Below are 26,218 nucleotides of genomic sequence, written 5' to 3'. Positions count from 1 at the left end.
CACTCAGAATCGTAGGATGGATAGAGCGCGGCGAAACCCATCGCGGGCGAGACGGAATTGATGGGTTTCGCTTCGCTCTACCCATCCTACGGAAGCGCGCGCCTCACCGACCCCAACGGTCCTGCCAGATCTTCTCGCCGATGGTGCAACTAACGCGCGGCTCCTTCTCGGCGGTCGGCACGACGCGAGGCTGCGGCATGCGGTCGGCGACCTCGAGCAGCAGCTTGGTGCGGATCGCTTCCTTGAACTTCTCGCGATCCTTGATCGAGACCACGAACGAGCCGGGCCCGCCGATCACGCAGTCCTCGTAATAGTAATCGAGATTGTCGATATCCATCGTCGAGTAGGAGGGCTCCTTCACCATGATCGGCAGGCCGTTGATGACGATGCCCTTCTCGAGCGCGGCGTCGCGCGCGCCGAGGATCGGCAGGCCGTTGTTGTTGGGACCATCGCCGGAAATATCGATGACGCGCCTGAGGCCGCGATGCGGGTTCTCGTCGAACAGCGGGATCGCAAAATAGATTGCGCCGGAGATTGAGGTGCGCGAGGCGCGGCGGATCGGCGTCTTCATGATCTCGGCCGCGACCGCATCGGCGGATTCCGGACCGTCGATCACGCGCCAGGGAATGATGATCTTCTGGTCGGTGGAGGCCGCCCACTCGAAATAGGTCACCGAGATCCTGCCGTTCGGGCCGGCCTTCAGCGCCTGCAGGAACTCCTTGGACATGAGCGCCTGCGCGTAACCCTCGCGCTGGATCGCCAGTTCGTCCATGTCCATCGAATAGGATACGTCGACCGCCAGGATCAGTTCGACATCGAGGCTCGGCGTGGATTCCTTTTCAGCCAGTTGGCTGGGCGGCTGATATCCCGGTCCCGGCGCGGCAACACCGGCCACATCGCCGCCGGCGAGCAAGCCCGCGACAAGCACAGCTCCGATCGAGACATACCAACGCATGGTGGCCCTCCCGTCGTGTGACTGTCATGGTGACATGCAATCCGGCCTCAGCAAAGCGCGAACATCATCTATCCTTCACATTCAGGTTAGTCGCTGCAGGTTAGTCGGTGCGCCCCTTGCCGCTGTCGCAATGAGCCCGTGCAAATCGGTCAGTTCCAACGACGGCGGGAAGGCAGTATCTTTACGGGGTCTCTCCGAGGGAGGAGCCGGGCGATGCCCGATAGCGTCGTCAAGCCGAAAGCCAGGACCACGGTCGAGCGGCCGCGCCTGCACAAGGTGATCCTTATCAACGACGACTACACCCCGCGTGAGTTCGTCGTCACCGTGCTCAAGGCCGAATTCCGCATGACCGAGGACCAGGCCTACAAGGTGATGCTGACCGCGCACCAGCGCGGCGTCTGCGTGGTCGCGGTCTTCACCAAGGACGTCGCCGAGACCAAGGCGACGCGCGCCACCGACGCCGGCCGCGCCAAGGGCTATCCGCTGCTGTTCACCACCGAGCCGGAGGAGTGACCGCGGCTCAAGCACATTTGGTCTCTGGTTTGATGGAGGTGTCAGCGCCCGTGATGTCGTAGAACCCGGCACCGTGCAAAGAGCAGACATTCCGTACTAGACCGCTGTGGCCTTGACGGGAGATCAGCCGCCAGCGCCCCGCCATGTCGAGCAGAGCGACGTTGAGCCGAGCATGCGAGCTTAGACCTTGAAAGCAAGTGCCCTGCAGTTTCCCGCCGGGCGCTCTGTTGGATGGTGATCAGATCAACCGATCTTACCAGTTGCGCTGGGCGCGGAGAACCATGAGGACAGTGTTCTGATTCTTCAGCTCGTACAGAGCTGCCGGCTTGCCAACCGCGGCGCTGGGCGCCGCGACCGTACCAGCATATTTCTGATCCAGATGGGTCCAGGTCACATCGCCCGAGAAGGCCAGGTTCTTGACCGGGGTCCAGCGGGTGACCAGACCGACCTGGGCGATGTGGTAGTCGGGGTTGCAGGTGGTGATAGCGCCACCGAGAGCATTGAGGACACCGCGGACCGAGCCGCCAACGCCACCAACGCCGCAAAGCATGGTCTTGGCCGTGTCGTTGTACATGACCGCGGCGTAGGCACCATAGAGACCGGAGCTCCAGTAGGGGTTCCAGTTGTGGTTGTAACCACCGCGGAAGCCCCAGGTCTTGATGGTCTGCTGCGAGGTGTTCGCACCACCGATGGCACCAAACACGGTGTCAGGCGCAATACCGAGACCGATGCTCTGGTAGGCGCCGGGCAAGTTGGTGCCACCGTAAATGGTGGCCGCACCGGCCTGGGCGGCTAGGTCCTGGATGTTGTAGCGGGTCGCACCGTCGGTGTAGACGCCCGACATGTTGATCGAGTCGCCAGGCCCGGTCGGGATGTTGCTGATCGACAACGCCAACTGAGCAGCCCAGCCCCACTTGTCGTCTGGATGGCCGGTCAGCTCGGTACCGCCGTAGTAAGCCGCGTGGTTGTCATGCGCCGCGAACGACGCCTGGAACAGACCCCAGGCCTGCTCGACGCGGAGCGCTGCGACGAGATCCGGAGCAATCGTGCCAGCGTAGTCGCTGGTGCCGTAAGCACCGCCAGCGAGGACGTTGTTCACGCCGGCCTGGTCGTAGGCCGTCTGGTCCTGCGCCGACAGAGACAGCGACACGCCGTTGCCGAACTGCGCGGTGTAGCTGAACTGGTTCACGCCCGTGATCGTGCCGCCGCCGCCGACGAGACCGTCGAAGCTGTTGGCCGGATAGTTGGCCCACGGCACGCTGAACTGCGAGACCGCCTTACCCATCGTGAAGCCAGCGAACTGGACGAAGGCGTAGTAGACGCCGACCGTACCGCCGGCGACAGCGCCCGCGCTAGCGTTGTTCGGCGCCTGCGTCCCGCCAATCGACGAGTAAACGGTGCCGCCAACCCCATTTGCCGCATAGCTGTCCGTGGCCCAGTTGAACGTCGCATCGAAGTACGTGCGGAGCGCGCCGTACTCGGTCGCGGTGCGCGTATCGATGTTCAGGTCTTCACGAGAACGCCAAGTGTAGCCGTTCGTGAAACGATTGTTGGCGCCAGCGGGAAGCCCCGTGTTGCCGGTCGCGCCCGAGTTGGTGTTCGCCACCACGTCCATGCGCAGGTAGCCACCCAGCTTGATGCAGGTGTCGGTGCCCGGGATGTAGTAGAATCCGGGACCATACAGGGAGCAGACCTTCACGTACTCGACCGCTTTGGCCTTGACCGGAAGATCGGCCGCCTGAACTCCGCCGACTGCGACGAAAGCCGCCGCTGAGCCAAGGATAAGGCTCTTAACCATCTTCATGTTAACCCCCCAACCATCTTCATGTTAAACTTCCTCCGGATTCGCTAGGTGAGACACCCTAAGGTTAGTTCCCTCGCCCCTTAAAACCCGCTTGGCCGCTTCGCGCCTTCGGACACACCCTCGCAAGCCGCGGACACCGTCAGCCCATAACAAGCAAGCGAGCGTTGCAGCACCTCTCAAGATCAGCCGCCTGAACGCGTCAGCGCATCGATTTCTTCGCCGGACAGGCCGAGCTCGCTCAAGACCTCGCGTGTGTGCTGTCCGAGTGACGGCGCATGGGTGCGAATTGCGGATGGTGTGGCGCTGAACAATGCCGGCGGCCGCGCCTGTCGAAATGAGCCAAATTCTGAATGCTGGCACTCTTGGATAATGCCGTTCTCGGCGATCTGCGGATCCTTTAGCAGATCTTCAAATCCAAGAACCGGTGCGCACGGCACATCATACTGGTCAAGCAATGCCAGCCATTCACGGCTCGTCCGCTGACGCAGGACGCTCTGAATTTCAGCAGAGAAGAGCCGGTCGTTTGCGTTTCGCGCCGCGGCAGTGGCAAACCTCTCGTCGTCGAGCCATTCGGGCTTCTCAAGGGCGGTGCACAGTCCCTGCCATTCGGCTTGGGAAACCGCGACCGTGGTAATGTAACCGTCCGCGGTCTCGAACAGCCTCTCGGGTCTGCCTGGCCCGCGGCGTGCACCGCCCTCCGGTGGCGGAAGCGTGAGGGAACCGAGCGCGGAGACCCAAAGGAACGAGACCATTGCATCCAGCATCGCCAGCTTGACATGTTGTCCCTCTCCCGATCTCGCTCGCGCCAGCAACGCCGCAGTGATGGCCTGGGCGGCCGTCATCGACGTGATCTGATCGGCGATAATCATCTGGACAAGTTGCGGCCGCCCGGTCTCCCGATCGGCCTGTATCGCTGCAATCCCGGATGCCGCCTGAATGATGGGGTCATAGACGCGCTTATGAACGTAGGGTCCGGTCTCGCCAAACCCATTGATCGAGACGAAGACGATATCCGGCTTGATCGAACGAACCGCGGTTTCCGAAAGCCCGAGCCTCGTCGCCGTCCCGGGGCGAAAGTTTTCGACCAGGACGTCGGCCGTCGCAATGAGCTTGAGCAAGGCGCGACGGCCGGGTTCTCTCTTGATGTCCAGCACCACGGAACGCTTGTTGCGGTTGGCGCTCAGAAACGAAGGCGAAACGGACTCCTTGCCGGACAGATAACGCATGGTGTCGCCCTCAGGCGACTCGACCTTGATGACATCCGCTCCCTGGTCCGCCAGCATTTGCGTGGCGACAGGGCCGGAGATCATTGTCGTCAGGTCGACAATCCGTATTCCGCTGAGAGCACCGCTCATCTGTCCTCCTCAAGGCTTTTCTGCCGCGGTCGCAGGCGGAACAAGGCTGCCTAACCAGCTCGCGGAAACGCCAGGAAAGTAAGCGCACCCGGCAACACGCTCCCCGGCAAACAGCCGAACGAACGAAATGGAACGCCTATCGACCGCGGAATTGAGCCGGTCGCTTCTCGGCAAAGGCTCGCGGCCCCTCGCGGGCGTCCTCCGTTTGCACGATTTCCCGTCCGGTCGCCGTTTCAATCGCGAATGCTTCGGCGAGAGGAAGACCACTGGTCTGAAGCGCAACTCTCTTGATCGCCTGCACGGACAGGGGGGCGCTCTTCACGATCGCCTCCACCATCTTCTCGGTTGTGCTCATCAGGGCATTCGGTTCGACCACACGATTGATCATCCCGGCGGCGAGCGCTTCCTCCGCGGTGAATATCCGTCCCGTCATCATCAACTCCATGGCGAGACAGTACGGGATTTGCCTGGGCAGACGAACGATCGAACCTGCACCCGGCACGATACCTCGCTGGGCTTCCGGCAACGCAAACTTCGCGGTCGTTGACGCAATTCTGATGTCGCACGCCAAAACCAGCTCGCATCCACCGGCATATGCAATTCCGTTGACAGCGGCGATGACGGGCTTCGCAATGATCCTTTCTTTCATGAAGCCGCCGCGGCCGGACTTGCGCACCTCGACAACCCGCCGGTCCCACTCGTCCTCGGGCTGACGCGCGCCCGAATAAAGCGGGATCAATCGCTTCAAGTCCGCTCCTGAGCAAAACGCACGGTCACCGGCACCTGTGACAACGGCCACCCGGAGCTCATCGTCCTGCTCAAGCGTCGTCCATGCATCCATCAGCTTGCAGGATGCTTCCGGGCTCACGCTATTGAAGACTTCAGGCCGGTTGAGGGTCAACCACAGGGCCGGACCACGCTTTTCGACAATCAGATCACTCATGTGTTTCCCGTCTCCATGTGAGCCACAGGCCCGCAGCACCAAGTCGTTGGTCGCGCGATGTCTCTACGCCGGCCGAAATTTGATCAGCGTGAACTGGTCGGCGACCTTTTCAAAGACTGCTTTGACTTTCAGGCCGACCGAAATGCGATCGGGATCGCATCCGACAATGTTGGTCGTCAAGCGAACGCCACCTGACAGTTGAACGATCGCAATGATGTACGGCGTGTCGTTCTTGTACTCCTTCATCGTCGCCCAGTGGCACACTGTGTAGGAGTAGACTTCGCCGTCGAGACCACAGCTCACCCATTCGAGATCGGGGCTCCAACATGCCGTGCACAATGGCCGCGGCGGATGCTCCATGTGGCCGCAGGCACGGCACTTCTGGACACGGATTTCCGAATGCTTCGCTCCCTCCCAGAACGGAAGAGAGAGCGCAGACGGTTGCGGCAGGGGTTTTGAATACGCTTCCATGACGGCTCCCCCGACTACTGATTGGCGAGCACGAGGGTGACTTGGTCGCCCATCACGCCGCCGTTGCCGTGAGCGATTCCCAGACTGGCGTTCCTGACCTGACGAGCGTCTCCACGTCCCATCAATTGCCGGGCCGCCTCGACGACATGAATCATCCCACCCGCCGTGCCCGGTTGGCCGACCGACAGCTGACCACCATTGGTATTCAATGGCAGGTCACCGCTGAACGTCAGATCGTGCTCCGCGACAAACGGACCACCGTACCCCTTTGGGCAGAACCCCATGTCCTCAAGGGTCACCAGCACCGTAATGGTGTAGCAATCGTAGACTTGAACAAAGTCCATCTGCTTCGGCAAAACGCCCGCCATCGAAAATGCCGTCGCAGTTGAATCCTTGACCCAGGACTCAGTGATATTCCGGCGCGCCGCAATGGAAAGATGTGTGCCCGCCTCACCCGCACCGATCAGATAAACGGGCCGGTTCGCCGACTTGCGCGCCAGATCCCGGCTCGACACCAGAACCGCAGCCCCACCGGAGCAACGCGAAACAATTTCCAAGAGGTGCAAGGGGTCGAACACCAACGGCGAGTTCAACACCATGTCAATGGTCAACGGCTCCTTGTTGAAGAGAGCGATCGGATTGCGCAGCGCATTGGTTCTCTGATCAACGGCGATCTTGGCCATTTGCTCGGATGTGGTGCCGAATTCGTGCATGTGTCGCCTTGCGATCAACGCATATCCCGCGTTCGGCTGCGATATGCCGAACGGAGCGTCGAATTCAGACCGGGCGGCCGGGCTCAGGTGGCCGAGTTGCAGAGAACCTCCTCCGCTTGTGACGCCGGCGACGACGCAGAGAACATTTCTGCAAAGGCCCGCCTCAATAGCCGCGGCCGCGCGCCAGATCATGCCGGCGGCCGAAGCTCCGCCGAGCTCGACCGTGTCGAAATATCTCAGCTTCATGCCGAGGCTCTCCCCCACAACTGTCGGCCAGAACAGGCTGAACGAGTCGATCGGCGTGGTGGTCAAGAGACCGTCAATCTCATCTTTCTCGAAACCAGCGTCATCCGCGGTATCCCGCGCAAGCTTCGCGATGATGGCGAGCGAACTCAGCTCCTCCGGATTCTTGGTCGGCGGAAATTCCGCATATCCCGTGATGGCTGCCGCACCTTTGAGGGTCACGATGAATGCTTTCTTCTTTATCGCCGATGTGGGCCGGCCTTGATCTGCTCCGGTTCTAGGGTTGGCAAATCGCAAAAGATACCTGACAAAGCTGCGAGGGGACTGCGTGTGCCGAGGACAAAGACACGCGCTGTCGTTCTGATCCCCGACAGCCCGAGCGCCTTCGAGCGGCTCTCAAAATTCGATTTGCGCAAATGTTGCAGCGCGCAATGGCAGGGCAAACACGGCCCTGCTCCGCCCTGGGTGATCCGGGTGGCGCCGACCGACCTGGCGTTTTTGCGGGCTAGAAACGTACGTCGCTTTATCCCTTTGTCGCTCTCCAGCCGGGTTGGTGGACCTGAGTGCCCAACCGCACTCGCTCAAAACCAATCCACCATCTGGAGCCAGCGATGCGTCTGCATAGAGAAATTTTCGGGTTAGGCCTTCTTGTTCTGAGCACCCTGACGGCGCCGGCGGCGGAAAAGAAATACGACATTGGAGCCACCGACGCCGTGATCAAGATCGGCAATATCGCCGCCTATAGCGGACCCGCCTCGCCCTACAGCGCCTTTGCCAAGGCAGAGCAGGCCTACTTCCAGAAGATCAACGATGAAGGCGGCATTCTTGGACGAACGATCAAGTACATTTCCTACGATGACGCCGCCAGTCCACCCAAGACCATCGAGCAGGCCCGCAAGCTCGTCGAAAGCGATGAAGTGCTTGCTGTTCTCAGCTCAATGGGGACTCCCACCAATACGGCGATCCACAGATACCTTAACAACCAGAAGGTGCCTCAGATCTTTGTCGGATCGGGCGCGGCAAAATGGGACAATCCGAAAGACTTCCCATGGACCATGGGCTTTTCGCCCAGCTATCAGGCGGAGGGCCGGATCTATGCGGCTTATCTGCTGAAAGAGAGGCCCGCCGCGAAGATCGGCATCCTCTATGAGAACGACGATTTCGGGAAAGACTACCTTAAAGGATTGAGAGACGGTCTCGGCGCCGCCGCGAAGACGATGATCGCCGCCGAGGTCACCTACGACATCACCCAGCCTACGCTCGACTCCCAAATCGTCCAGCTGAAGGCTGCGAACATCGATACGTTGTACAGCGTCACGACAGCCAAGTTCACCTCGCAAGTGATCAGAAAGCTGACTGATCTGGCCTGGAAGCCTCTGGTCATCATCCCCAGTGTTTCGAGTTCCGTGAGCGCAGCCCTCGAGCCGGCCGGGCTCGAAAACTCAAAAGACATCGTATCGTCGATCTTTCAGAAGGACCCAACCGACCCGCAATGGAAGGATGACGCTGAAACCCAGGAGTACCTGGCCTTCATGGACAAGTATTACCCCGGCGGCAGCAAGGCTGATGGGCTTTACGTTAGCGGCTATGTCGCGGCGCAGATGATGGCTCAGGTCTTGCGGCAATGTGGCGACGACCTCACGCGGGCGAACGTCATGAAACAGGCCGCCAGTCTCCAAGGCTTCCGGGCCGCCATGCTGCTGCCGGACATCACGGTCAACACCAGCCCGACCGACTTTCGCCCGATCAAGGAAATGCAATTGATGCGGTTCAACGGAAAGACCTGGGAGCGATTTGGCTCCCTCACCAGGGGCGAAGCCAGCGCCCAATAGCAAGACGTTCGAGGGGAACGTCCGAATCAGACCCGGCATGGCTCTAGACAACGGAGCCTATCAGACCAAGTTGTGCGGCTCTGGCGACCGCCTGGATGCGATTACTGGCCTGGAGTTTTCTGCTTGCGTTGTCGATATGAAAGCGCGAGGTGCCTGGCCCAATTTTGAGCTCTATCGCTATCTCCTTGTCCGACATGCCACGCGCCACGAGGGTCAGGCAATCGACCTCGCGCTTGGTGAGGTGGCGAAGGGACACAAGCGGTGCAGGCCCCGCATAGTTTCTGAAATAGGCATCCATGATGTAGAGGCCGACTGTCGTCAGTTCCATGCGGTACTCTGCAAGGATGCGATCAAGGTCGGCATGCTCAAAATCAAGAAAACCGAGCGAACCTATTCTGCCGCGTGGCATGTGAACAGGCACGCAGATGCCCCCCGACATTCCATATTTTTCCGCGAAACGCAGAATTCTGCGTTGTCCGCTATCGAGAGCGATCGGGATCGACCATTCGCCCCTGGTGCGCCATACAAATGGAAATGGTTGATAGCGGCAAGCCAGATAGACCGGGCTCTTTAGGCGATATTGCCGTTTGTCGTAGGTCCTGCGGAAATCGTCTTGTCGATTTTTGGAGAACGTCAGCGCAGAACTCATATTGTTTATCGGACGGACGACCGACGACAGGTCGGGCACGACCGTCAAAAACGGCATCTCGATCGCGCGCGCGATCTCCTGAAGATGTTGAAATGCGATTTGAAAATCGTTCGCCTGTCCAACTTTCTCGACAATACGCCGGATCGAATCTTCAGCCATCATGGTCCTTTTCGCTTCATGCAGACAGATCGAGCGGCTGTCGCATCGAATATCATGAGCCGGGTCAGGGATGTCTGAAACCGTTGAATTTCGTCAGACTTCCATTTCAACATGAACGGACCTTATGGACGTGAGGATTATCTAGTCCAGTTGGACGGGCATGGGCAGGTGCCGGGCGAGACCCGGAATGATACCATTACGGTCCATTCGGCACCTCTGCCAGCGTGCGCGAGCCAGGAAGTTGAAGGCGATCCGGGGCGCGAAGGCCCTTGCGCGGCCGCGACCGGCACGGAGAGGGCAGCAGACTGCAATCTGCGGATCGGGTCGCGCCATCGACGCGAAAAATCGCTGTCGCGGCCGCAGCAGCAAAGGGCGCTCCTTGGCTGGAGTGGTCAGGCGCGCGCCTGTGATGCCTCGTCGAACAGGCCGTAGACCCGCGCGGCCTTCGAGAATCCCGCAATCGGAAACTCGCCGAGATCGCTCCAGCCGCCGCGGCAGATGCTGGCGAAGCCTTCGGAGGCCACCACGGTGCGACCGAGGCGGCCGGCGATCCTTTCCAGCCGCGCGGCGAGATTGACCGCCGGGCCGATGCAGGTGAAGTCGAGCCGGTTGCCGCCGCCGATATTGCCGTAGAGCACGCGGCCGACATGCAGCGCGACGCCGAAGCGGAAGCGCTCGACCGTCTCACCGTTAGGAAACTGCAGCGCCTCGACGCCGGCGCGGGATTCGCGCGCGGCTTCCAACACCCGCGAACAGACCCGCTCCTCGTCGTCGACATATTCGTCGATCGGAAACACCGCGAGCAGGCCGTCCCCCATATATTTCAGCACCTCGCCGCCATGGCCGCGGATCGCGGCGACCTGGCAATCGAAATACTGGTTGAGGATCTCGACCACCGTCTCGGACGGCAGCCGGTCCGACAATGCGGTGAAGCCGCGCAGATCGGACAGCCAGATCGCCGCATTCATCGTGTCGGTGTGGCCGCGCCGGATCTGCCCGCCCATGATGCGCTCGCCGGCGCGGTTGCCGACATAGGTGTCGAGCAGCATCGTCGCGGTACGGCGCAGCGAGATGATCTCGGTCACCCGCGCCAGCGGCGCAATGATGGCGCGCATGGTCGCGATCTGCGCGTCGGTGAAGCCGCCCGGATGCTTGGTGCTCCAGCTGCACGCATGGCTCGACCCGTCGAGGAAGGACAGCGGCATCGCGATATAGTCGGTCACGCCCTCGGCGCGCATGTCGTCGAGGAACGGAAACCGCTTGCTGTCGGGATCGTCGATCCGGCCTCTGACCTCGAGCCCTTCCTGGAACACGACCCGCAACGGGCTGCGCGCGAACTCCGGCGTGTCCAGCATCTCGAAATCGACCGTGCCGACCTCGACCTCCTGACCTTGCCGCCAGATGAAGTTGCGGCCGACGATTTCGGGATGCAGCGTCCGGATGAAGACGCCGACGCGCCACAGCGGCAGTCCCGCGGCAACCAGCCGCTCGCAAATCTCAGCCATCATTTTCGACGGACTCGCCGCCGATCGCGCGCCGTCAATCAGCCAGTCGGTCAGTCGTTGCAGTTCCGCGGCATCCATGCCGAGAGTTTGCCGGAAAGCGGCCGGCACAACCAGCACTATGTGGAGTAGCTAGCCGCCGACCTGGCTGCCTACTTGGCCGCGGTGTCGCAGCAAGTGATCCGCCAGCACGCAGGCCATCATGGCCTCGCCCACCGGAACCGCGCGGATGCCGACGCAGGGGTCGTGGCGGCCCTTGGTCAGGATGTCGGTGTCGGAGCCCTTGCGGTCCACGGTGTGCCGCGGGGTGAGGATCGACGAGGTCGGCTTGACCGCAAAGCGCACCACCACCGGCTGGCCGGTCGAGATGCCGCCGAGCACGCCGCCGGCGTTGTTGGACAGGAAGCGGGTGCCGTTATTGCCCGAGCGCATCTCGTCGGCATTTTGTTCGCCGGACAGTTCGGCGGCGCCGAAGCCTGCGCCAATCTCGACGCCCTTCACCGCATTGATGCTCATCATCGCAGCCGCGAGGTCGCTGTCGAGCTTGGCATAGATCGGCGCGCCGAGCCCGGGCGGCACGCCCTCGGCGACCACCTCGATCACCGCGCCGATCGAGGAGCCGCTCTTCCTGATGCCGTCGAGATAGCTTTCGAAGAACGCGGCCTTGTCCTTGTCCGGGCAGAAGAACGGGTTCTTCGCGATCTCGTCCCAGTCCCACTTGTCGCGATCGATCTTGTGCGGGCCCATCTGCACCAGCGCGCCGCGCACCCTCACCTCGGGCAGGACCTTGCGCGCGATCGCGCCAGCCGCGACCCGGGTCGCGGTCTCGCGCGCCGAGGAGCGGCCGCCGCCGCGATAGTCGCGCAGGCCGTATTTCGCCTCATAGGTGAAGTCGGCGTGCCCGGGGCGAAACTTGTCCTTGATCTCGGAATAGTCCTTGGAGCGCTGGTCGGTGTTCTCGATCAAAAGCGCGATCGGCGTGCCGGTCGTGACTTGCACGCCGGTCTCCGGATGCGCCATCACGCCGGACAGGATCTTCACCATATCCGGCTCCTGGCGCTGGGTGGTGAAGCGCGACTGGCCCGGACGGCGGCGGTCGAGATCGCGCTGGATCTCTTCCACGGTCAGCGGGATCAGCGGCGGGCAACCGTCGACCACGCAGCCGATCGCCACCCCGTGGCTCTCGCCAAAGGTCGTGACGCGGAACATGTGGCCGAAGGTGTTGAAGGACATCTGACTGGACGGCTCGCTGAGACGATTGATTTCCGGGTTGTTTGCCCGCGTGTGGTAACGCGCCGCTGCAAGGCGGTCAAATGCACAAACCCAAGGCCGACGGGCTCCATAGCCTTAACGGCGGCAGCCTGAGACCTATATTGGCAGTCATCGGGTGGAAGGAAAGCATGGCGTACGCAATCAAGGCCGAGATCGGCGATCCAAGGGCGAAAACCTTCGTCTTCTCCGCACAAAAGACCATGTATGGCGGCAAGCACATTGTCGAAGGCGACACGATTTTCCTGTTCGCGAGCGAGAACGAAGGCGGCCTGGGGCTGATTGCCCGCGGCGTCGTCACCTCCGCCGAACCGACCAGGCGGAAGCCCGGCATCGCCAGGCAAACGCCGCGTGTCAGCGTTGCCGTCAAGCGCACCGCGCTCGCGAAGCGGCCGCTGGGGCGCCGCGAACTGAAGCCGTTGAACGACTGGAATGACGGCCAGCCCGGGACCGAGCTCAATTTCAAATTCTATCGCCAGGCGACCAACAAGATCGTCGGCATCTCGGACGAGGCGGCCAAATTCCTCGGCACCTTCTTCTAACGCGACCAGCCGCGCCCGTCCGCCTGCCAGGGCTGCAATTCCTTAACTATGTTTTTGCAGCCCGCTTTCGCGAAACACGTAGACCGCGCCCTGCTCGATGAGGAGGTCGGCGGCCGAGGCCGGCGTCTCGAAGGCGAGCGCCACCATCAGCGCCCTCGCCGTGCCGCCATGGGCGACCGCGACCATGTCGGACGTCACCGAGCGGTACCAGTCGGTCATCCGCGCCTGCACGTCGACATAGCTCTCGCCGCCGGGCGGCGACACCGTCCATTTCTCGACTTGGCGGCGCGCGTAGACCGCGGGATCGGCGGCCTGCGCTTCCGCGAGCGTCGAGCCTTCCCAGGTGCCGTAGCCGATCTCGCGCAAGCGCGTGTCGAGCGCGTAATCGCCTCGCGGCAGGCCGAGCTCGGCGCGGACCAGCTCCATGGTCGCGCGCGCCCGGATCAGCGGGCTTGCGACAAACGGCAGCGCGGCCGCATCACGGCCATCGCGCGCCAGGAGATCGGCAAGGATGCGGCCGGCATCGGCGGCCTGGCGGCGGCCGAGATCGTTCAGGCCGATGTCCTGAACGCCTTGCAGCCTGCCTTCCGCGTTCCACGACGTCTCGCCGTGGCGGATATAGTAGATCGTCGGCACAGGCATTTGCGGCTTTCGGCTAGTCCTTGCTCAACGAGATGTCAGGCGCCTCGGGCCGCTTCATGCCGAGCACGTGGTAGCCGGAATCGACGTGATGCACCTCGCCGGTGACACCGCGCGACATGTCGGACAACAGATGGAGCGCGCTGGCGCCGACGTCCTCGATGGTCACGCCGAGGATCGCGCCGCGCTTGCCCCGCATCAGCCCTGAATTCTGCGACATTCGATGTCCGGTCACGCTTGTCTCGATCTGGAGGTACACCAGCACTCCGACCGGGTACAGTCCAAATCGACTTCAGGTTAACGTGAGGCCCGCGCGAATCCGCGCAGCCGGAATAGTCGCGCAATTCGGGTGTTATGTTGGGCAAGGCGTTCGCACCGAGACCATCCAAAGACTGGTATGCATGACCGCGTTTCGTCAAAGTGTCGAAGCCATGATCCCGGCGCTCCGCCGCTACGCGCGCGCGCTCGCGCGTGATGCCGACATCGCCGACGATCTGGTGCAGGATACGCTGGTGCGCGCGCTGCGCTCGGAACGGCTGTTTCTCGGCGGCGACGTCAGGAGCTGGCTCTATACGATCCTGACCAATCTGAACAAGAACCGCCGGCGCTCGCTGGCGCGGCGGCCGCAATTCATGCCGCTGCTCGACAACAACGCCGATGCGAGCGGCACCGAGGCCGAGGGGCGCGATATCAAGCGCGCGCTGTCGACGCTGGTGGAGGAGCAGCGTTCGGTTCTGCTGCTCGTGATGCTGGAAGGCCTGAGCTACCGCGAGGTCGCCGACATCCAGGGCGTGCCGATCGGCACCGTGATGTCCCGGCTTGCCCGCGCCCGCGCCCACGTGAAAGCATCGCTGGAAGGCGAGCGGCCAGCGCTGAGAAGGGTCAAATGACAGAACCACAAGGTGCGTAATGGCAGGCGTTATGCATGACCGATATTCGAACAAGATTTGACAGAGACGACTGATATGACCGACCCGAACATCCCCGTCACCGAAGACGAGCTTCATGCTTACGTCGACAACGAGTTGCCGACCGAGCGCCGCGGCGACGTCGAGGCGTGGCTTTCGGCACATCCCGACGAAGCGGCGCGGGTGCAGTCGTGGCGTGCGATGGCCGACACGCTGCATGCGCGCTACGATTCCGTGCTTGATGAGACCGTGCCGAAGCGGCTCGAGATCGAGCGGCTGGTCCGTCAGCCGCGCCGCTGGGTCTATGGCGCGATAGCCGCCACGCTCGCCGCCTTTGTCGCCGGCGGCGGCATCGGCTGGGTGGCGCGAGGTGCCGCGGCCGCGCCCTCGGCCTTCCAGAGCTTCACGGGCGATGCGCTCGACGCGCACCGGCTCTACGTCGTCGAGGTCCGTCATCCCGTCGAAGTGCCCGGCAGCGAGCGCGCGCATCTGCAGGCCTGGTTGACCAAGCGCTGCGGCTGGGACGTCCGCGCGCCGGAGCTGGCCGGGCTGAAGCTGGTCGGCGGCCGGCTTTTGCCGGGACCGGGCGGGCCGGCGTCATTCCTGATGTACGAAGGCGCCTCCGGCGAGCGCTTCACGATCTACACCGCGAAGGCAGAGACGGAAGCGGCGCAGATGCGCTACGCGACGCAGGGCAATGACGGCGCGCTGTTCTGGGCCGATCGCGGCGTCGCCTATGTCGTCAGCGGCGTCAGCGACCGCGGACGGCTGACCCAGATCGCGAAGGCGGTGTACGAGCAGATGGAGAAGAGCGGCGGATGATGCCCGTAATTTTACGGGAGGTCTGACCGCTCGGGTGCAGTGCAGGCCGTGAGTGAATCCCGCCTCACTCAAGGTCCCAATTCGGACATTGAAAATCTGGAATCGCGTCACCGGCACGTCTCAATATCGCACCGGATGCTCACGCGAAAATGAAGCTGCGCTCGATCCGCCGATCGGCGCACGCGGCCTCGATTGGGGTTTGGTACCGCGCTGGTCCCCCTCTCGAGGCCGCACTCATGTGTCCGCTGCCCGGATCATCTGCACGCCGCAGAGTCCGGCTGACGGTTACCTATTCTCTAGCCCGCTCACAACGGCCGCTGTCTACCCCGAAAAACTTCGGGGTAGGCCAGTTTCGCATCTTGAGCGCATCGCCCGGGATTAACCGAACTCGCTGCGCGGATTGTAGGGGTGTCCATCGCGCCACTTCTGCATCAATGCCTCAAGCTCGGCATCGTTCCCGTTGGGAAGGATGATGCGGGTGGTGACATAGAGATCTCCGATCGCCCCTGCCTTGGGCAGCCCCTTGCCCTTGAGGCGGAAGGTGCGGCCGCTCGAGGTGTTCCTCGGGATCGACAATTCCACCGCGCTGCCGAGCGTCGGCACGCGGACCTTGCCGCCGAGCACCGCCTCATACAGCGTTACAGGCAGGTCGACCCTGAGATCGATGCCGTCCACCTTGAAGAACGGATGCGGCGCGATGCTCACGGTGATCAGGAGATCGCCGGGCGGATGGCCAGCCGCGGTCTCGCCCTGACCCTTCAAGCGGATCTGCTGGCCGCTCGCGACGCCGGCGGGAATCTTGACGTTGAGCTCGCGACCGGTCGGCAGGCGGACGCGCTTCTCGCCGCCCCTGACAGATTCCTCGAGCGACACCGTCATCGCGACGCTGAGATCGAGGTCGAGCCCGACCCCGCCGGTATCGAATTCGAACGGGTTTGACCGCCCGCCTCGCGCGCCGCCGCGGCTGCCGAACATGCTGTTGAGGATGTCCTCGAAGCTGCCGCCCGCCGCGCCACCGGGGCCGCCGCGGAAACTGTACTCAAAACCGCCGGGACCGCTGCGCGCGCCGGCGCCGCCGCCCGGAAAGCCCTGGAAGCGCGGCTTGCCGTCGGCGTCGATCTCGCCGCGGTCGAACTGCTTGCGCTTGTCCTCGTCGCCGATGATCTCGTTGGCGGAATTGATCTCGGCAAAGCGGGCAGCCGCCTTCGGATCACCCGTGTTGTTATCGGGGTGATGCTTCTTGGCGAGCTTGCGATAGGCGCTCTTGATCGCCGCGGCGCTGGCGCTCCGCTGCACCCCCAAGACCTCATAGGGGTCGCGCATCCGTCACGTCTCCTTCACGGGAAGATTGTCCTGAAATCGGAACCTACCGGCCCCACTTTGTCTTCATCTGGGGGCTCAGTGGCATTTTTGCAACTAGTCGGGTGCCCTACCTGGTTCGAAACTACAGGACACTCAGGACTTTCTCCAAGGCTTCAGAGTATGGATTTCCCACCGTCCCTGTCCAGCCTTGCAAGCGGCACCCTGCAGCCAGCTCTCGGTGGTTCCATTGACGTAGCTGGCGAGAAAATCCCGGCAGGTCCGGCCGTCCTCGCCGGAATAGGCCTGGGCCAGCGGCGTCACCGAGCCGCGCGCGCCGGTCTCCGGATTCTCCCAGGGCTGGCTGGAATCCTTGTCGCCCTTGGTCAGCACGTCGGAGGCCGCATTGCGGGCGAAGGCGAGATCGCTCTCGGTCGGCACCGGCGCGCTTACCGGCGTCGGACTGATCGAGCCCGTCACATCCGTGTCGTCCATTTTGGCGATGGCATCGCTGCGCGACAGGCTGCAGCCGCCCGCGCCGACGCCGATTAGAATGAGTGTCGCCAGCGCGCCGAGCGGTCGGATCGCCGATAGGCCAACGCGTTCCCATGTCCTATATAGGGCAAGTAACGCGCGCTCGGACGCGATCGAACGCAAATCGGGACTCCTGACATGACCGACACTACCTCCATCAAACACCCGACACCGTTAACGTCGGGTGATTTTACCGCGGCAGAGGAACCGTTTGCGCTGTTCGGCGAGTGGTTTGCGGAGGCCTGCAAGTCCGAGCCGAACGATCCGAATGCGATGGCGCTCGCAACCGTCGATGCCGATGGCCTGCCTGACGTGCGGATGGTGCTGATGAAGGGCTATGACACCGACGGGTTCGTCTTCTACAGCCACATTGCCAGCGCCAAGGGCCGCGAATTGGCCGCAAATCCTAAGGCGGCTTTACTTTTTCACTGGAAGTCGCTGCGCCGGCAGGTCCGCATCCGCGGCACCGTGACGCCGGTGACGGACGCCGAGGCCGACGCCTATTTCGCCACGCGGCCGAAGCAGGCGCAGATCGGCGCCTGGGCCAGCAAGCAGTCGCAGCCGCTGGAGAGCCGCTTTGCCTTCGAGCAGGCGATCGCCAAGTTCGGCGCGAAATACGTCATCGGCGAGGTGCCGCGCCCGCCGGGCTGGAGCGGCTGGCGGATCACGCCCACGCGCATCGAGTTCTGGCACGACCGCCCGTTCCGCCTGCACGACCGCGTCGAATTCCGCCGCGATGGCGGAGCCGGCGCATGGTCGAAGGTCAGGCTCTACCCGTGACGCCGACCGACTGAAGACCCCGTTCAACGTTGAAAGATCGACATGCCCACCTCATCCAACGCGCCGCGCCGCACGCTGCTTCTGACCGGCGCCAGCCGCGGCATTGGCCACGCCACCGCGATCCGGTTTTCGTCCGCCGGCTGGCGCGTCATCACTTGCTCGCGGCACGCCTTCCCGGAAGTGTGCCCGTGGGGCGCCGGCCCGGAAGATCACATCGAGGTCGATTTCGGCGACCACGATGACACCGTTCGCGCCATCGCCGAAATCCGCAAGCGGCTGGTCAACGACGAGCTCCACGCGCTCGTCAACAACGCGGCGATCTCGCCGAAAGGATCCGGTGGCGCGCGGCTCGGCACCATGGACACCGATGTCGACACCTGGCTGCACGTTTTCCGCGTCAACTTCTTCGCCCCGATCATGCTCGCCCGCGGCCTCCTCGAGGAGCTAAAGCACGCGCGCGGTGCGGTGGTGAACGTCACCTCGATCGCGGGCTCGCGCGTGCATCCGTTCGCCGGTGCGGCCTATGCGACCTCGAAGGCGGCGCTCGCCGCGTTGACGCGCGAGATGGCCTCGGATTTCGGCCGCGTCGGCGTCCGCGTCAACGCGATCGCGCCGGGCGAGATCGACACCTCGATCCTGTCGCCGGGCACCGAGAAGATCGTCGACCAGCAGATCCCGATGCACCGCCTCGGCACGCCGGACGAAGTCGCCAAGATCATTTATGTTCTGTGTACGGAAACCAGCTCTTACGTGAACGGTGCGGAAATCCACATTAACGGTGGCCAGCACGTCTGAGAGCAATCAGGTCGTCATCGCGGGGGAAGCAAGGCGCCGGAGCGATCCCGGCCGCCGCCGCGGCCGTCTTCCAGGGATTGCTTCGATTGCGGGTGCAACGACGCAACGAGGCTTCTGCCTCCGAGGCTCCTGCCTCTAGTCCGCGTAGAACCGGCGCGGCTTCTTCGCAAGCGGCTGCAGCGCGACGTTGTTCAACGCGCTGGAGCATTCGTCTTCGTTCTCACCATCGAGCAACGCGGCGCCGCAGTAACGGCACAGACGCGGCGAGATCGCCTGTACCCTGCCGAGCGTGCGGTCCTGTTGATAGCGCGCAAAGTCGATGACGTTACGCCGTGGCGTTATGATCTTCTCAACCATTGCTGTCCTCCGGCTTCGAGGCGGGCGTTATCGCAGACAAGTTTCGCCCAAACGTTCAGCGCAACACTCAAATTTTAGCTGAGGAAATAAGGCAGCGCCGCCCCAATCCCAAAACGTGACGCACGCGCCGGATGAGGCTTCACAGCCACTTCTTCCACTTGAAGATCCAGTACGGAACAACGGCCGCGACCACCATCAGCACCAGCGCGTAAGGGTAGCCGTGCGCCCATTCGAGTTCCGGCATGATCTTGAAGTTCATGCCGTAGATCGAGGCGATCAGCGTCGGAGGCATCAAGACGACAGCCATCACCGAGAACAGCTTGATGATGTTGTTCTGCTCGAGATTGACGACGCCGAGCATGGCATCCAGCACGAATGTGATCTTGTTGGAGAGATAGGAAGCGTGATCGGTCAGTGACGCCACGTCACGCTGCATGGTCTTGAGCTGCTCGCGCATGTCCTTCGACCATTTGACGCCTTCCATGACCGCGGAGAGGAAGGTGACGACGCGGCCGATCGAGACCAGGCTTTCGCGGACCTTCGAGGTCAGGTCGCCCTTGCGGCCGATCGCGATCAGGATCTGCGAGTACAGCTTGGCGTGGCCGTGGCGCTTGCTCTCGGGCTCGAAAATGTCATGCGACACCTGGTCGATGTCGGCGCCGCAGCGCTCCAGGATGTCGGCACAGCGGTCGATCACGGCGTCCAGGAGTTCCATCAGCACCTGCTCGCCGGTGATGCTGGGGGCGCAGGCGCGCGCCAGCTTGGCCTCCACCAGCGGGAACGGCTTGGGCTGGTCGTAGCGCACGGTGACCAGGCGATGGCCGGCCAGGATGAAGGTGACGGCCGTGGTCCGCGGCATGTCGGTGTCGGAGTTGCACATCAGCGTCGCCGTCATGTAGCGGGCGCTGCTTTCGATGTAGAGGCGGCTGGAAATCTCGATCTCCTGCATGTCCTCCCGGGTCGGAACCGCGATCCCGGCCAGCCGCTCCACGGCGCGGTCCTCCTCCGTCGTGGGATTCACAAGGTCGACCCAGACGACATTCTCGGGCAGCGCCGCCAGATCGGGCGAAACCGCCTTCTTGAGCGAGAATTCCGAGGGGACGAACACCGACAGCATAGGGAACTCCACGAGACAGGCAGACGAAACGCCCGCGGACTTAACGCGATTCTGGCAAGTCCTTCATGACCGGCGCATTAACCGGCCGTCCATACTTGTGGCGCCCGAGTGGCGGTGGCATGGCACCACCCCGACGACCGTTGCCTGTTTGCACAAAAATCGGCCCCCGCGCCAGAACACTTGCGGCAAAAAAGCCACAGATCACGTGCCGCAACGCGGGAGAGGCATCTAAACACTGGGAATAAAGGCAGGGTTCGGCAATAATGCGATTAATGGAATCGTGGCGTTTGAGGCGCAATATTGGCGCTTTGGGGCGCGGATTTTCGATTGGAATGTTGTCATGTCGCTCAAAGTTACCCTGGGAATCCTGGCCGCCGGCCTGATGCTGTCGGGCTGCATGCAGGCCACGACGTGGGAAGCCACCAATACCGCGAACTTCAAGCCGCGCGACAAGGAACTCCTCGCCAAGACCACCTACGTCAAGACGCCGGTCGCCGAGCCGTTCCGCCGCGCCATCGTCGACTACCACCGCAAGGAAGCCCCGGGCTCCATCGTGGTCGATTCCGACAACCATTACCTCTATCTGGTCCAGAAGGACGGCAAGGCGATCCGCTACGGCATCACCGTCGGCGAGGAAGCCATGGCGTGGTCCGGCATCGCCAAGATCGGCAGCAAGACGGAATGGCCGGCCTGGCACCCGACCCCGGGTGAAATCTCCCGGCTGGGCGTTCCGACCTACGTGGCTCCGGGCCCGGACAATCCGATGGGCTCGCGCGCGCTGTACCTCTATTCAGGCGGCAAGGACACGCTGTTCCGCATCCACGGCACCAACCAGCCGGAATATATCGGCGCCTCGATCTCGTCGGGCTGCATCCGCATGACCAACGAGGACGTCATCGACCTCTATGACCGGGTCGGGCTCGGCACCGTCGTCGTGGTGCTGGAGCCGAAGCACGGCGATTCGCCGTTCAAGCCGCAGATGGCGCTGCAGGGCGGCAGCGTGGCCACCTACTAGGCCGCAAGGTAAACGCGGACGAAATCAAAGGCGCCGGCTTTGCCGGCGCTTTTTTGTTGGCTGCGGCTTGGGCTCCGGCGGAGCGTAGGAGGCGGCCTCGTCGTCGGACTTCGCCGCATCGGCCTTGCCGTCATCCGGCCTCGCAGCATCGGATTTGGCGGCGACCTCGCGCGGCGGCGCCTCTTCGGGACGCTCGGCAGGCATGAGCGGCGCGACCTGCGGCAGCGGGTCGTACACGTTCCACTGGCAGATCCGGTAATTGCTGCGCCGTTCCGCCAGGTCGAGATGGATGTGGTCCTCGTGGTACCAGTCCGAGCCGGGGCCGAGCACGGTCGAGAACCGCGCGCAGACCGAATGCAGCACGGCCTCGCGCAGGGTCCGCGGCACGCTGCGGTCGGTGAGCGAGATCGCCTTGCCGTTGGCGAGCTTGAAGGCGCGTACGTCGAGGGCATTGGCGCGGCCATGCTCGGAGAGCTGGGCGCCGACGACGCGGTTGCGGCCGCGGCATTCGAACGAGTCGAAATTGTCGAGATCGCTGATCGTGCTGCCGAGGCCTTGCGCCAGCGGCGCGATGTCCGATCGGATCCAGTCGGCGATCGCCGCCGCCATCTTGCAGCGGAGGATCGCGGCGGGCTTCACCGCGACCTGCCGCTTGTCCGGCAGCACGATCGCCTCCAGCCGCACCAGATCCTCGCCGCCGCAGCCGCCGGCGCCATGGATGTCGGGGATGCTGGGTGCGATCGCAATCGCCTCGGTGAGCGCCTGCCGGCAGGCTGAGAGCTGCGGCACAGGCGGCGACACCTTCTCGTCCGGCTTCGCCGTCTCCGCTGGCGGCTGTTTCTCCCATGTTGCGGGCTGCTCGGGCTCAGCCGCCGGTGCCTCGGCCGGGCGCGGCTTCGGCAGGGGCACCGCCAGGTGGCGATGCGCGGTCGCCCGCGGCTTGCGCGGAGCTGACCCGAACAGGTCGTCCCAGGGGAAGCGCACCGGCCGGCGCGCGGCCTCCGCCGGCGCGCCTTGCATGCCAAGCCAAACGAGCGCCGCGGCAGCGGTAACCATTGCCGCGCCCCCGCGGCCAAACGCGCCATTAGCCCATTTTCGGCTTGCTTTCTCCGCGCTAAAGTTCATGTCAGTTCCGTGATTTCACCGCCGGCCGCTCAAGACGCCGGCGGATCATGCGCGAGGATTGAGGAGGGAATTGCGTATGCTTGGCTTGATGCAAGACTGGCCCTTGCTGTGTCATAAGATTATCGAGCACGCCGCGAAATATCACGGCACGCAGGAGGTCGTGACGCGGTCCGTCGAGGGCCCGATTCATCGTACCACCTACGCCGAAATTCATACCCGCGCATTGAAAGTCTCGCAGAGCCTGGAGCGCGACGGCATCAAGCTCGGCGACCGCGTCGCCACCATCGCCTGGAACACCTGGCGCCATCTCGAGGTTTGGTACGGCATCATGGGGATCGGCGCGATCTGCCATACCGTCAATCCGCGGCTGTTCCCGGAACAGATCGCCTGGATCATCAACCACGCCCAGGACCGGATTGTCATCACCGACCTCACCTTCATTCCGGTGCTGGAGAAGATCGCCGACAGCCTGTCGAGCGTCGAACGCTATGTCGTGCTGACCGACAAGGCGCATATGCCACAGACCACGCTGAAGAACGCGGTCGCCTATGAAGACTGGATCGCCGCGTCCGACGGCAAGTTCCAGTGGAAGACGTTCGACGAGAATACCGCGGCAGCGATGTGCTACACCTCCGGCACGACGGGCGATCCCAAGGGGGTGCTCTATTCGCACCGCGGCAACGTGCTGCATGCGCTGATGGCCAACAACAAGGATGCGCTCGGCACCTCCGCATCCGACACCATGCTGCCGGTGGTCCCGTTGTTCCACGCCAACAGCTGGGGCATCGCTTTCTCGGCGCCTTCGATGGGCACCAAGCTCGTGATGCCCGGCCCGAAGCTCGACGGCGCATCGGTCTATGAGCTGCTCGCGACCGAGAAGGTCACCCACACTGCGGGCGTTCCGACGGTGTGGCTGATGCTGCTGCAGCACATGGCGACAAACAATCTCAAGCTGCCCGATCTGAAGATGGTGGTGTGCGGCGGCTCGGCAATGCCGCGCTCGATGATCCAGGCGTTCCTCGACATGGGCACCGAGGTCCGTCACGCCTGGGGCATGACCGAGATGAGCCCGATCGGCACGCTCGCCACGCTGAAGCCGCCGTTTGCCGGGCGGACCGGCGAGGAACGGCTCGATGTCCTGCAGACCCAGGGCTATCCGCCGTTCGGCGTCCAGATGAAGATCACCGACGACGCCGGCAAGGAGCTGCCATGGGACGGCAAGACCTTCGGCCGGCTCAAGGTCTCGGGGCCAGCCATCGCCAAGGCGTATTTCCGGGTCGACGCCAACATCCTCGACGAGGAAGGCTATTTCGACACCGGCGACGTCTCGACGATCGATCCGCACGGCTACATGCGGATCACCGACCGCTCCAAGGACGTGATCAAGTCCGGCGGCGAGTGGATTTCCTCGATCGACCTGGAGAACCTCGCGGTCGCCCATCCCGCCGTCGCGGAGGCCGCCGTGATCGGCGTCGCGCATCCCAAATGGGACGAGCGGCCGCTGCTGATCGTGCAGCTCAAGCAGGGCCAGAACGCCACCCGCGAGGACATTCTGAAGTTCATGGACGGCAAGATCGCGAAATGGTGGATGCCCGACGACGTCGCTTTCGTCGACGACATTCCGCACACCGCGACCGGCAAGATCCTGAAAACGGCGCTCCGCGACCAGTTCAAGGACTACACGCTGCCGACTGCGGCGGCGTAAACCAGCGAGAAGACGTCATGGCCGGGCTTGTCCCGGCCATCCACGTCTTGGCCGTGATTGAAGTGGGACGTGGATGCCCGGGACAAGCCCGGGCATGACGGTCTCCAAAGACAATCCTGGGGCCAAATTCCCTTGAATTTGCCGCACCGCCATGGTCTTCAGGCGGGCAAATGACGGCGGCATTGGCCGCCCGGCCCGTTTTTCAACCGGTAGATTTTTCGACGATGGCCCGCAGGTTTTCCGCTCCCTACCAGCAGGAGCCCGTGTCGGGTCTCGCCACCTGGTCGCGCAACCTCGCCATCTTCTCCGTCGTCGCGGTCGTGGTCTCGATCATCATCGTGCGCTTCGGCTTCCTCGAGATGAAGCCGGCGCTGGCGACGTTCTTCGGCGCGCTGGGCTGCGCCGCGCTGTCGATCCTGGTCGGCCTCGCCGCCTTTGCCGCGATCTGGCAGAACGGCAGCCGCGGCATGGGCCGGATCCTGCTGGCGTTCCTGATCGACTGCGTCGTGCTCGCCTACCCGGCCTACCTCGCCTATCAGTATCGCAAGCTGCCACCGATCTACGACATCACCACCGACCCGATCGACCCGCCGAAGTTCGAAGCGCTGGCGCGGCTGCGCACCGGCGAGGGCACCAATCCAGCCGTTTATGCCGGCCTCTACTCGGCCGAGCGGCAGCGCGTCGCCTACCCCGACATCGAGACCGTCGAGCTCGAGGTTCCGGTCGACCGCGCCTATGAGGTGACGCTGCGGCTGGTGAACCGCCGCAAATGGCTCGTGATCGACGAGCGACCGCCGCAGTTGCCGCGCCGGATCGGCCGGATCGAAGCGGTGGCGCGGACGCCGATCATGGGATTCCGCGAAGACGTTTCGATCCGCGTCACGCCCGACGGCGAGGACTCGCGAGTCGATATCCGCTCGGCCTCGCGCTATTTCGACGCCGACCTCGGCAGCAACGCCGCGCGGGTGGCAAAGCTGATCGAGGACATCAACACCGCCGTCGATAACGCGAATGCCAAGCCTGCCAGCAAGAAGCCGCAGGCGGCGCCGAAAGCACCGGCCGCAAAGGCGGTGAAAAAATAGCGAGTGGCGAATAGCAAGCAGGGAACGAACGAGCGATCGCCCCCTACTCGCCTTTATGCCAACTTGTATGTCCCGCCGATCACCGGATCGCCATCCGTCGCCACGATGCCGCGTGCGACGAGATCTTCGAGATGCGCCAGCACGGAATAGCCGGCGGCGCCGGCAAGGCGCGGATCGAGCCCGATATAGATCGCGCGCACCATGGTCGGGATGTCGGCCTCGCCCTTGCCGAGGCGGTGCAGGATCGACGCCTCGCGTGCGCGCCGGTGCCGGGTGAGGAAGCGGACGAAGCGCGGCCCCTCCGGAATCTCCGGCCCATGGCCCGAGAAGTAGAGCTGCTCGGGCCGCTGCTCGAGCCGCTCCAGCGACGCCATATAGTCGATCATCGAGCCGTCGGGCGGCGCGACGATCGAGGTCGACCAGCCCATCACGTGGTCGCCGACGAAGTTGATGCTGCGTTCGGTCCAGGCAAAGGCAAGATGATTGGCGGTGTGGCCGGGGGTTGCGACCGCTTCCAGCGCAAAGCCGGCACCTTCGATGACGTCGCCATGCTTGACCTGCACGTCCGGCCGGAAATCGCGGTCGGCACCGGATTCCGGATTGTGCTTCTCACTCTCGAAGCGGGGGCGCGAGGCGCGGTGCGGCCCCTCGGCATAGACGGTCGCGCCGGTCGCGGCTTTGATCCGCGCGGTGTTCGGCGAGTGGTCGCGATGGGTGTGGGTGACCAGGATATGCGTCACGGTCTCGCCCTTGACGGCATCGAGCAGCGCCTTGGCATGCGCCTCGTCGTCGGGACCAGGATCGATGATCGCAACCTTGCCCTTGCCCACGATGTAGCTGACCGTGCCGCTGAAGGTGAACGGGCTCGGATTGTCGCAGAGGACGCGGCGCACGCCGGGACGAACCTCCTCGACCATGCCGGGCTTCAGCGGGAAATCGCGGTTGAACGGGATGTCGTCGTTGTCGGCCATGGGGGCGTCCGTGTTGCGGTCTCGTAGGATGGGTAGAGCGCAGCGAAACCCATCATGCGGCGCATGATGGGCGATAAGATGGGTTTCGCTTCGCTCTACCCATCCTACGCTGTGGTCGT

26 protein-coding genes and 1 pseudogene are annotated in these 26,218 nt (G+C 63.4%); 10 read left to right on the top strand and 17 right to left on the bottom strand.

Features of this window, described 5'->3' with window-relative positions; genetic code table 11:
• Positions 1-103: 103 nt before the first annotated feature.
• Positions 104-955, bottom strand: a complete 852-nt coding sequence (locus ACFFWD_RS10190) for a DUF1194 domain-containing protein (protein WP_376964519.1) — start codon at positions 953-955, stop codon at positions 104-106.
• 213 nt (positions 956-1,168) lie between these two features.
• Between ACFFWD_RS10190 and clpS the strand changes: the two genes are divergently transcribed.
• On the top strand, positions 1,169-1,468 hold the full coding sequence (gene clpS, locus ACFFWD_RS10185; protein WP_376964517.1) for an ATP-dependent Clp protease adapter ClpS: 300 nt from the start codon (positions 1,169-1,171) through the stop codon (positions 1,466-1,468).
• A 253-nt stretch (positions 1,469-1,721) separates the two neighbouring features.
• Here the strand turns inward: clpS and ACFFWD_RS10180 are convergent, their stop codons facing one another.
• From ACFFWD_RS10180 to ACFFWD_RS10160, 5 genes are all read right to left on the bottom strand, one after another.
• On the bottom strand, positions 1,722-3,272 hold the full coding sequence (locus ACFFWD_RS10180; RefSeq protein ID WP_376964515.1) for a porin: 1,551 nt from the start codon (positions 3,270-3,272) through the stop codon (positions 1,722-1,724).
• 182 nt (positions 3,273-3,454) lie between these two features.
• A complete protein-coding gene (locus ACFFWD_RS10175; protein WP_376964513.1) occupies positions 3,455-4,627 on the bottom strand; it encodes a CaiB/BaiF CoA transferase family protein in 1,173 nt (390 codons plus the stop codon).
• Between the two features lie 136 nt (positions 4,628-4,763).
• Positions 4,764-5,570, bottom strand: a complete 807-nt coding sequence (locus ACFFWD_RS10170; RefSeq protein WP_376964511.1) for an enoyl-CoA hydratase/isomerase family protein — start codon at positions 5,568-5,570, stop codon at positions 4,764-4,766.
• Between the two features lie 63 nt (positions 5,571-5,633).
• Positions 5,634-6,041 (bottom strand): Zn-ribbon domain-containing OB-fold protein, encoded by a 408-nt coding sequence (locus tag ACFFWD_RS10165; RefSeq protein WP_376964509.1) that lies wholly within the window; start codon positions 6,039-6,041, stop codon positions 5,634-5,636.
• Positions 6,042-6,055: 14 nt separating this feature from the next.
• Positions 6,056-7,219: a thiolase family protein gene (locus ACFFWD_RS10160; RefSeq protein WP_376964507.1), complete on the bottom strand. Its 1,164-nt coding sequence runs from the start codon at positions 7,217-7,219 to the stop codon at positions 6,056-6,058.
• Between the two features lie 389 nt (positions 7,220-7,608).
• Here ACFFWD_RS10160 and ACFFWD_RS10155 point away from each other — a divergent pair, with 389 nt between their 5' ends.
• The gene (locus tag ACFFWD_RS10155) at positions 7,609-8,829 is read left to right on the top strand and encodes an ABC transporter substrate-binding protein (protein WP_376964505.1); all 1,221 of its coding nucleotides are present in this window, start codon (positions 7,609-7,611) and stop codon (positions 8,827-8,829) included.
• 43 nt (positions 8,830-8,872) lie between these two features.
• Here the strand turns inward: ACFFWD_RS10155 and ACFFWD_RS10150 are convergent, their stop codons facing one another.
• The 3 genes from ACFFWD_RS10150 to aroC all read right to left on the bottom strand — a co-directional run bounded on the left by ACFFWD_RS10150 (position 8,873) and on the right by aroC (position 12,372).
• Positions 8,873-9,640, bottom strand: coding sequence for a helix-turn-helix transcriptional regulator (locus ACFFWD_RS10150; RefSeq protein WP_376964503.1), 768 nt, complete (start codon positions 9,638-9,640; stop codon positions 8,873-8,875).
• Between the two features lie 389 nt (positions 9,641-10,029).
• The gene (locus ACFFWD_RS10145; RefSeq protein WP_376964501.1) at positions 10,030-11,220 is read right to left on the bottom strand and encodes an adenylate/guanylate cyclase domain-containing protein; all 1,191 of its coding nucleotides are present in this window, start codon (positions 11,218-11,220) and stop codon (positions 10,030-10,032) included.
• A gap of 51 nt (positions 11,221-11,271) precedes the next feature.
• Positions 11,272-12,372 (bottom strand): chorismate synthase, encoded by a 1,101-nt coding sequence (gene aroC / locus ACFFWD_RS10140; RefSeq protein WP_376964499.1) that lies wholly within the window; start codon positions 12,370-12,372, stop codon positions 11,272-11,274.
• Positions 12,373-12,539: 167 nt separating this feature from the next.
• Between aroC and ACFFWD_RS10135 the strand changes: the two genes are divergently transcribed.
• The gene (locus tag ACFFWD_RS10135; protein ID WP_376964497.1) at positions 12,540-12,950 is read left to right on the top strand and encodes a hypothetical protein; all 411 of its coding nucleotides are present in this window, start codon (positions 12,540-12,542) and stop codon (positions 12,948-12,950) included.
• Positions 12,951-12,992: 42 nt separating this feature from the next.
• Here the strand turns inward: ACFFWD_RS10135 and ACFFWD_RS10130 are convergent, their stop codons facing one another.
• Both ACFFWD_RS10130 and ACFFWD_RS10125 read right to left on the bottom strand, forming a co-directional pair.
• Positions 12,993-13,592: a histidine phosphatase family protein gene (locus ACFFWD_RS10130; RefSeq protein ID WP_376964495.1), complete on the bottom strand. Its 600-nt coding sequence runs from the start codon at positions 13,590-13,592 to the stop codon at positions 12,993-12,995.
• Between the two features lie 13 nt (positions 13,593-13,605).
• Positions 13,606-13,758 (bottom strand): annotated as a pseudogene (locus ACFFWD_RS10125) (SDR family oxidoreductase); the annotation flags it as partial.
• Between the two features lie 232 nt (positions 13,759-13,990).
• On the opposite strand from ACFFWD_RS10125, the gene ACFFWD_RS10120 reads away from it, so the two are divergent.
• Entirely contained in the window at positions 13,991-14,479 is a 489-nt protein-coding gene (locus tag ACFFWD_RS10120) for a sigma-70 family RNA polymerase sigma factor (RefSeq protein ID WP_376964493.1), read from the top strand.
• A gap of 75 nt (positions 14,480-14,554) precedes the next feature.
• On the top strand, positions 14,555-15,319 hold the full coding sequence (locus ACFFWD_RS10115; RefSeq protein WP_376964491.1) for an anti-sigma factor family protein: 765 nt from the start codon (positions 14,555-14,557) through the stop codon (positions 15,317-15,319).
• 378 nt (positions 15,320-15,697) lie between these two features.
• Here the strand turns inward: ACFFWD_RS10115 and ACFFWD_RS10110 are convergent, their stop codons facing one another.
• Together ACFFWD_RS10110 and ACFFWD_RS10105 are read right to left on the bottom strand one after the other, a co-directional pair.
• Positions 15,698-16,642, bottom strand: coding sequence for a DnaJ C-terminal domain-containing protein (locus ACFFWD_RS10110; RefSeq protein WP_376964489.1), 945 nt, complete (start codon positions 16,640-16,642; stop codon positions 15,698-15,700).
• A gap of 132 nt (positions 16,643-16,774) precedes the next feature.
• Positions 16,775-17,275 (bottom strand): RT0821/Lpp0805 family surface protein, encoded by a 501-nt coding sequence (locus tag ACFFWD_RS10105; protein WP_376964487.1) that lies wholly within the window; start codon positions 17,273-17,275, stop codon positions 16,775-16,777.
• Between the two features lie 15 nt (positions 17,276-17,290).
• Between ACFFWD_RS10105 and pdxH the strand changes: the two genes are divergently transcribed.
• The gene (pdxH, locus tag ACFFWD_RS10100; RefSeq protein ID WP_376964485.1) at positions 17,291-17,932 is read left to right on the top strand and encodes a pyridoxamine 5'-phosphate oxidase; all 642 of its coding nucleotides are present in this window, start codon (positions 17,291-17,293) and stop codon (positions 17,930-17,932) included.
• A gap of 42 nt (positions 17,933-17,974) precedes the next feature.
• Positions 17,975-18,727 carry an SDR family NAD(P)-dependent oxidoreductase gene (locus tag ACFFWD_RS10095; RefSeq protein WP_376964483.1) on the top strand — a complete coding sequence of 251 codons (753 nt, stop codon included), beginning with the start codon at positions 17,975-17,977 and terminating at the stop codon, positions 18,725-18,727.
• 135 nt (positions 18,728-18,862) lie between these two features.
• Here ACFFWD_RS10095 and ACFFWD_RS10090 read toward each other — a convergent pair whose 3' ends face one another.
• Both ACFFWD_RS10090 and ACFFWD_RS10085 read right to left on the bottom strand, forming a co-directional pair.
• A complete protein-coding gene (locus ACFFWD_RS10090) occupies positions 18,863-19,084 on the bottom strand; it encodes a hypothetical protein (RefSeq protein WP_376964481.1) in 222 nt (73 codons plus the stop codon).
• A 139-nt stretch (positions 19,085-19,223) separates the two neighbouring features.
• Complete coding sequence (locus ACFFWD_RS10085) at positions 19,224-20,201, bottom strand: magnesium transporter CorA family protein (RefSeq protein ID WP_376964478.1); 978 nt, start codon at positions 20,199-20,201, stop codon at positions 19,224-19,226.
• A 340-nt stretch (positions 20,202-20,541) separates the two neighbouring features.
• Between ACFFWD_RS10085 and ACFFWD_RS10080 the strand changes: the two genes are divergently transcribed.
• Positions 20,542-21,216 (top strand): L,D-transpeptidase, encoded by a 675-nt coding sequence (locus ACFFWD_RS10080; RefSeq protein ID WP_376964475.1) that lies wholly within the window; start codon positions 20,542-20,544, stop codon positions 21,214-21,216.
• A gap of 24 nt (positions 21,217-21,240) precedes the next feature.
• Here ACFFWD_RS10080 and ACFFWD_RS10075 read toward each other — a convergent pair whose 3' ends face one another.
• Positions 21,241-22,341 carry an extensin family protein gene (locus ACFFWD_RS10075; protein WP_376964472.1) on the bottom strand — a complete coding sequence of 367 codons (1,101 nt, stop codon included), beginning with the start codon at positions 22,339-22,341 and terminating at the stop codon, positions 21,241-21,243.
• 76 nt (positions 22,342-22,417) lie between these two features.
• On the opposite strand from ACFFWD_RS10075, the gene ACFFWD_RS10070 reads away from it, so the two are divergent.
• Positions 22,418-24,046 (top strand): fatty-acid--CoA ligase, encoded by a 1,629-nt coding sequence (locus ACFFWD_RS10070; RefSeq protein ID WP_376964469.1) that lies wholly within the window; start codon positions 22,418-22,420, stop codon positions 24,044-24,046.
• Positions 24,047-24,270: 224 nt separating this feature from the next.
• On the top strand, positions 24,271-25,128 hold the full coding sequence (locus ACFFWD_RS10065) for a DUF1499 domain-containing protein (RefSeq protein WP_376964466.1): 858 nt from the start codon (positions 24,271-24,273) through the stop codon (positions 25,126-25,128).
• Positions 25,129-25,181: 53 nt separating this feature from the next.
• On the opposite strand, the gene ACFFWD_RS10060 is transcribed toward ACFFWD_RS10065, so the two are convergent.
• Entirely contained in the window at positions 25,182-26,099 is a 918-nt protein-coding gene (locus ACFFWD_RS10060; protein ID WP_376964463.1) for an MBL fold metallo-hydrolase, read from the bottom strand.
• Positions 26,100-26,218 lie beyond the last annotated feature (119 nt).

This window comes from Bradyrhizobium erythrophlei (assembly GCF_042430365.1).
Taxonomy (GTDB): Bacteria; Pseudomonadota; Alphaproteobacteria; order Rhizobiales; family Xanthobacteraceae; genus Bradyrhizobium; species Bradyrhizobium erythrophlei.
Note: the sequence above shows the minus strand (reverse complement) of the source record. Positions and strands in the feature narration are given on the sequence as shown.

Excerpts from the sequence above, each read along its gene's own strand:
- ACFFWD_RS10175 (WP_376964513.1), bottom strand. The coding sequence starts at position 4,627 with ATGAGCGGTGCTCTCAGCGGAATACGGATTGTCGACCTGACGACAATG.
- ACFFWD_RS10150 (WP_376964503.1), bottom strand. The coding sequence starts at position 9,640 with ATGATGGCTGAAGATTCGATCCGGCGTATTGTCGAGAAAGTTGGACAG.
- ACFFWD_RS10145 (WP_376964501.1), bottom strand. The coding sequence starts at position 11,220 with ATGGATGCCGCGGAACTGCAACGACTGACCGACTGGCTGATTGACGGC.
- ACFFWD_RS10080 (WP_376964475.1), top strand. The coding sequence starts at position 20,542 with ATGTCGCTCAAAGTTACCCTGGGAATCCTGGCCGCCGGCCTGATGCTG.
- ACFFWD_RS10095 (WP_376964483.1), top strand. The coding sequence starts at position 17,975 with ATGCCCACCTCATCCAACGCGCCGCGCCGCACGCTGCTTCTGACCGGC.
- ACFFWD_RS10170 (WP_376964511.1), bottom strand. The coding sequence starts at position 5,570 with ATGAGTGATCTGATTGTCGAAAAGCGTGGTCCGGCCCTGTGGTTGACC.
- ACFFWD_RS10075 (WP_376964472.1), bottom strand. The coding sequence starts at position 22,341 with ATGAACTTTAGCGCGGAGAAAGCAAGCCGAAAATGGGCTAATGGCGCG.
- clpS (WP_376964517.1), top strand. The coding sequence starts at position 1,169 with ATGCCCGATAGCGTCGTCAAGCCGAAAGCCAGGACCACGGTCGAGCGG.
- ACFFWD_RS10115 (WP_376964491.1), top strand. The coding sequence starts at position 14,555 with ATGACCGACCCGAACATCCCCGTCACCGAAGACGAGCTTCATGCTTAC.
- ACFFWD_RS10070 (WP_376964469.1), top strand. The coding sequence starts at position 22,418 with ATGCTTGGCTTGATGCAAGACTGGCCCTTGCTGTGTCATAAGATTATC.
- ACFFWD_RS10155 (WP_376964505.1), top strand. The coding sequence starts at position 7,609 with ATGCGTCTGCATAGAGAAATTTTCGGGTTAGGCCTTCTTGTTCTGAGC.
- ACFFWD_RS10110 (WP_376964489.1), bottom strand. The coding sequence starts at position 16,642 with ATGCGCGACCCCTATGAGGTCTTGGGGGTGCAGCGGAGCGCCAGCGCC.
- aroC (WP_376964499.1), bottom strand. The coding sequence starts at position 12,372 with ATGTCCTTCAACACCTTCGGCCACATGTTCCGCGTCACGACCTTTGGC.
- ACFFWD_RS10060 (WP_376964463.1), bottom strand. The coding sequence starts at position 26,099 with ATGGCCGACAACGACGACATCCCGTTCAACCGCGATTTCCCGCTGAAG.
- ACFFWD_RS10190 (WP_376964519.1), bottom strand. The coding sequence starts at position 955 with ATGCGTTGGTATGTCTCGATCGGAGCTGTGCTTGTCGCGGGCTTGCTC.
- ACFFWD_RS10135 (WP_376964497.1), top strand. The coding sequence starts at position 12,540 with ATGGCGTACGCAATCAAGGCCGAGATCGGCGATCCAAGGGCGAAAACC.
- ACFFWD_RS10130 (WP_376964495.1), bottom strand. The coding sequence starts at position 13,592 with ATGCCTGTGCCGACGATCTACTATATCCGCCACGGCGAGACGTCGTGG.
- pdxH (WP_376964485.1), top strand. The coding sequence starts at position 17,291 with ATGACCGACACTACCTCCATCAAACACCCGACACCGTTAACGTCGGGT.
- ACFFWD_RS10085 (WP_376964478.1), bottom strand. The coding sequence starts at position 20,201 with ATGCTGTCGGTGTTCGTCCCCTCGGAATTCTCGCTCAAGAAGGCGGTT.
- ACFFWD_RS10090 (WP_376964481.1), bottom strand. The coding sequence starts at position 19,084 with ATGGTTGAGAAGATCATAACGCCACGGCGTAACGTCATCGACTTTGCG.
- ACFFWD_RS10165 (WP_376964509.1), bottom strand. The coding sequence starts at position 6,041 with ATGGAAGCGTATTCAAAACCCCTGCCGCAACCGTCTGCGCTCTCTCTT.
- ACFFWD_RS10180 (WP_376964515.1), bottom strand. The coding sequence starts at position 3,272 with ATGAAGATGGTTAAGAGCCTTATCCTTGGCTCAGCGGCGGCTTTCGTC.
- ACFFWD_RS10120 (WP_376964493.1), top strand. The coding sequence starts at position 13,991 with ATGACCGCGTTTCGTCAAAGTGTCGAAGCCATGATCCCGGCGCTCCGC.
- ACFFWD_RS10065 (WP_376964466.1), top strand. The coding sequence starts at position 24,271 with ATGGCCCGCAGGTTTTCCGCTCCCTACCAGCAGGAGCCCGTGTCGGGT.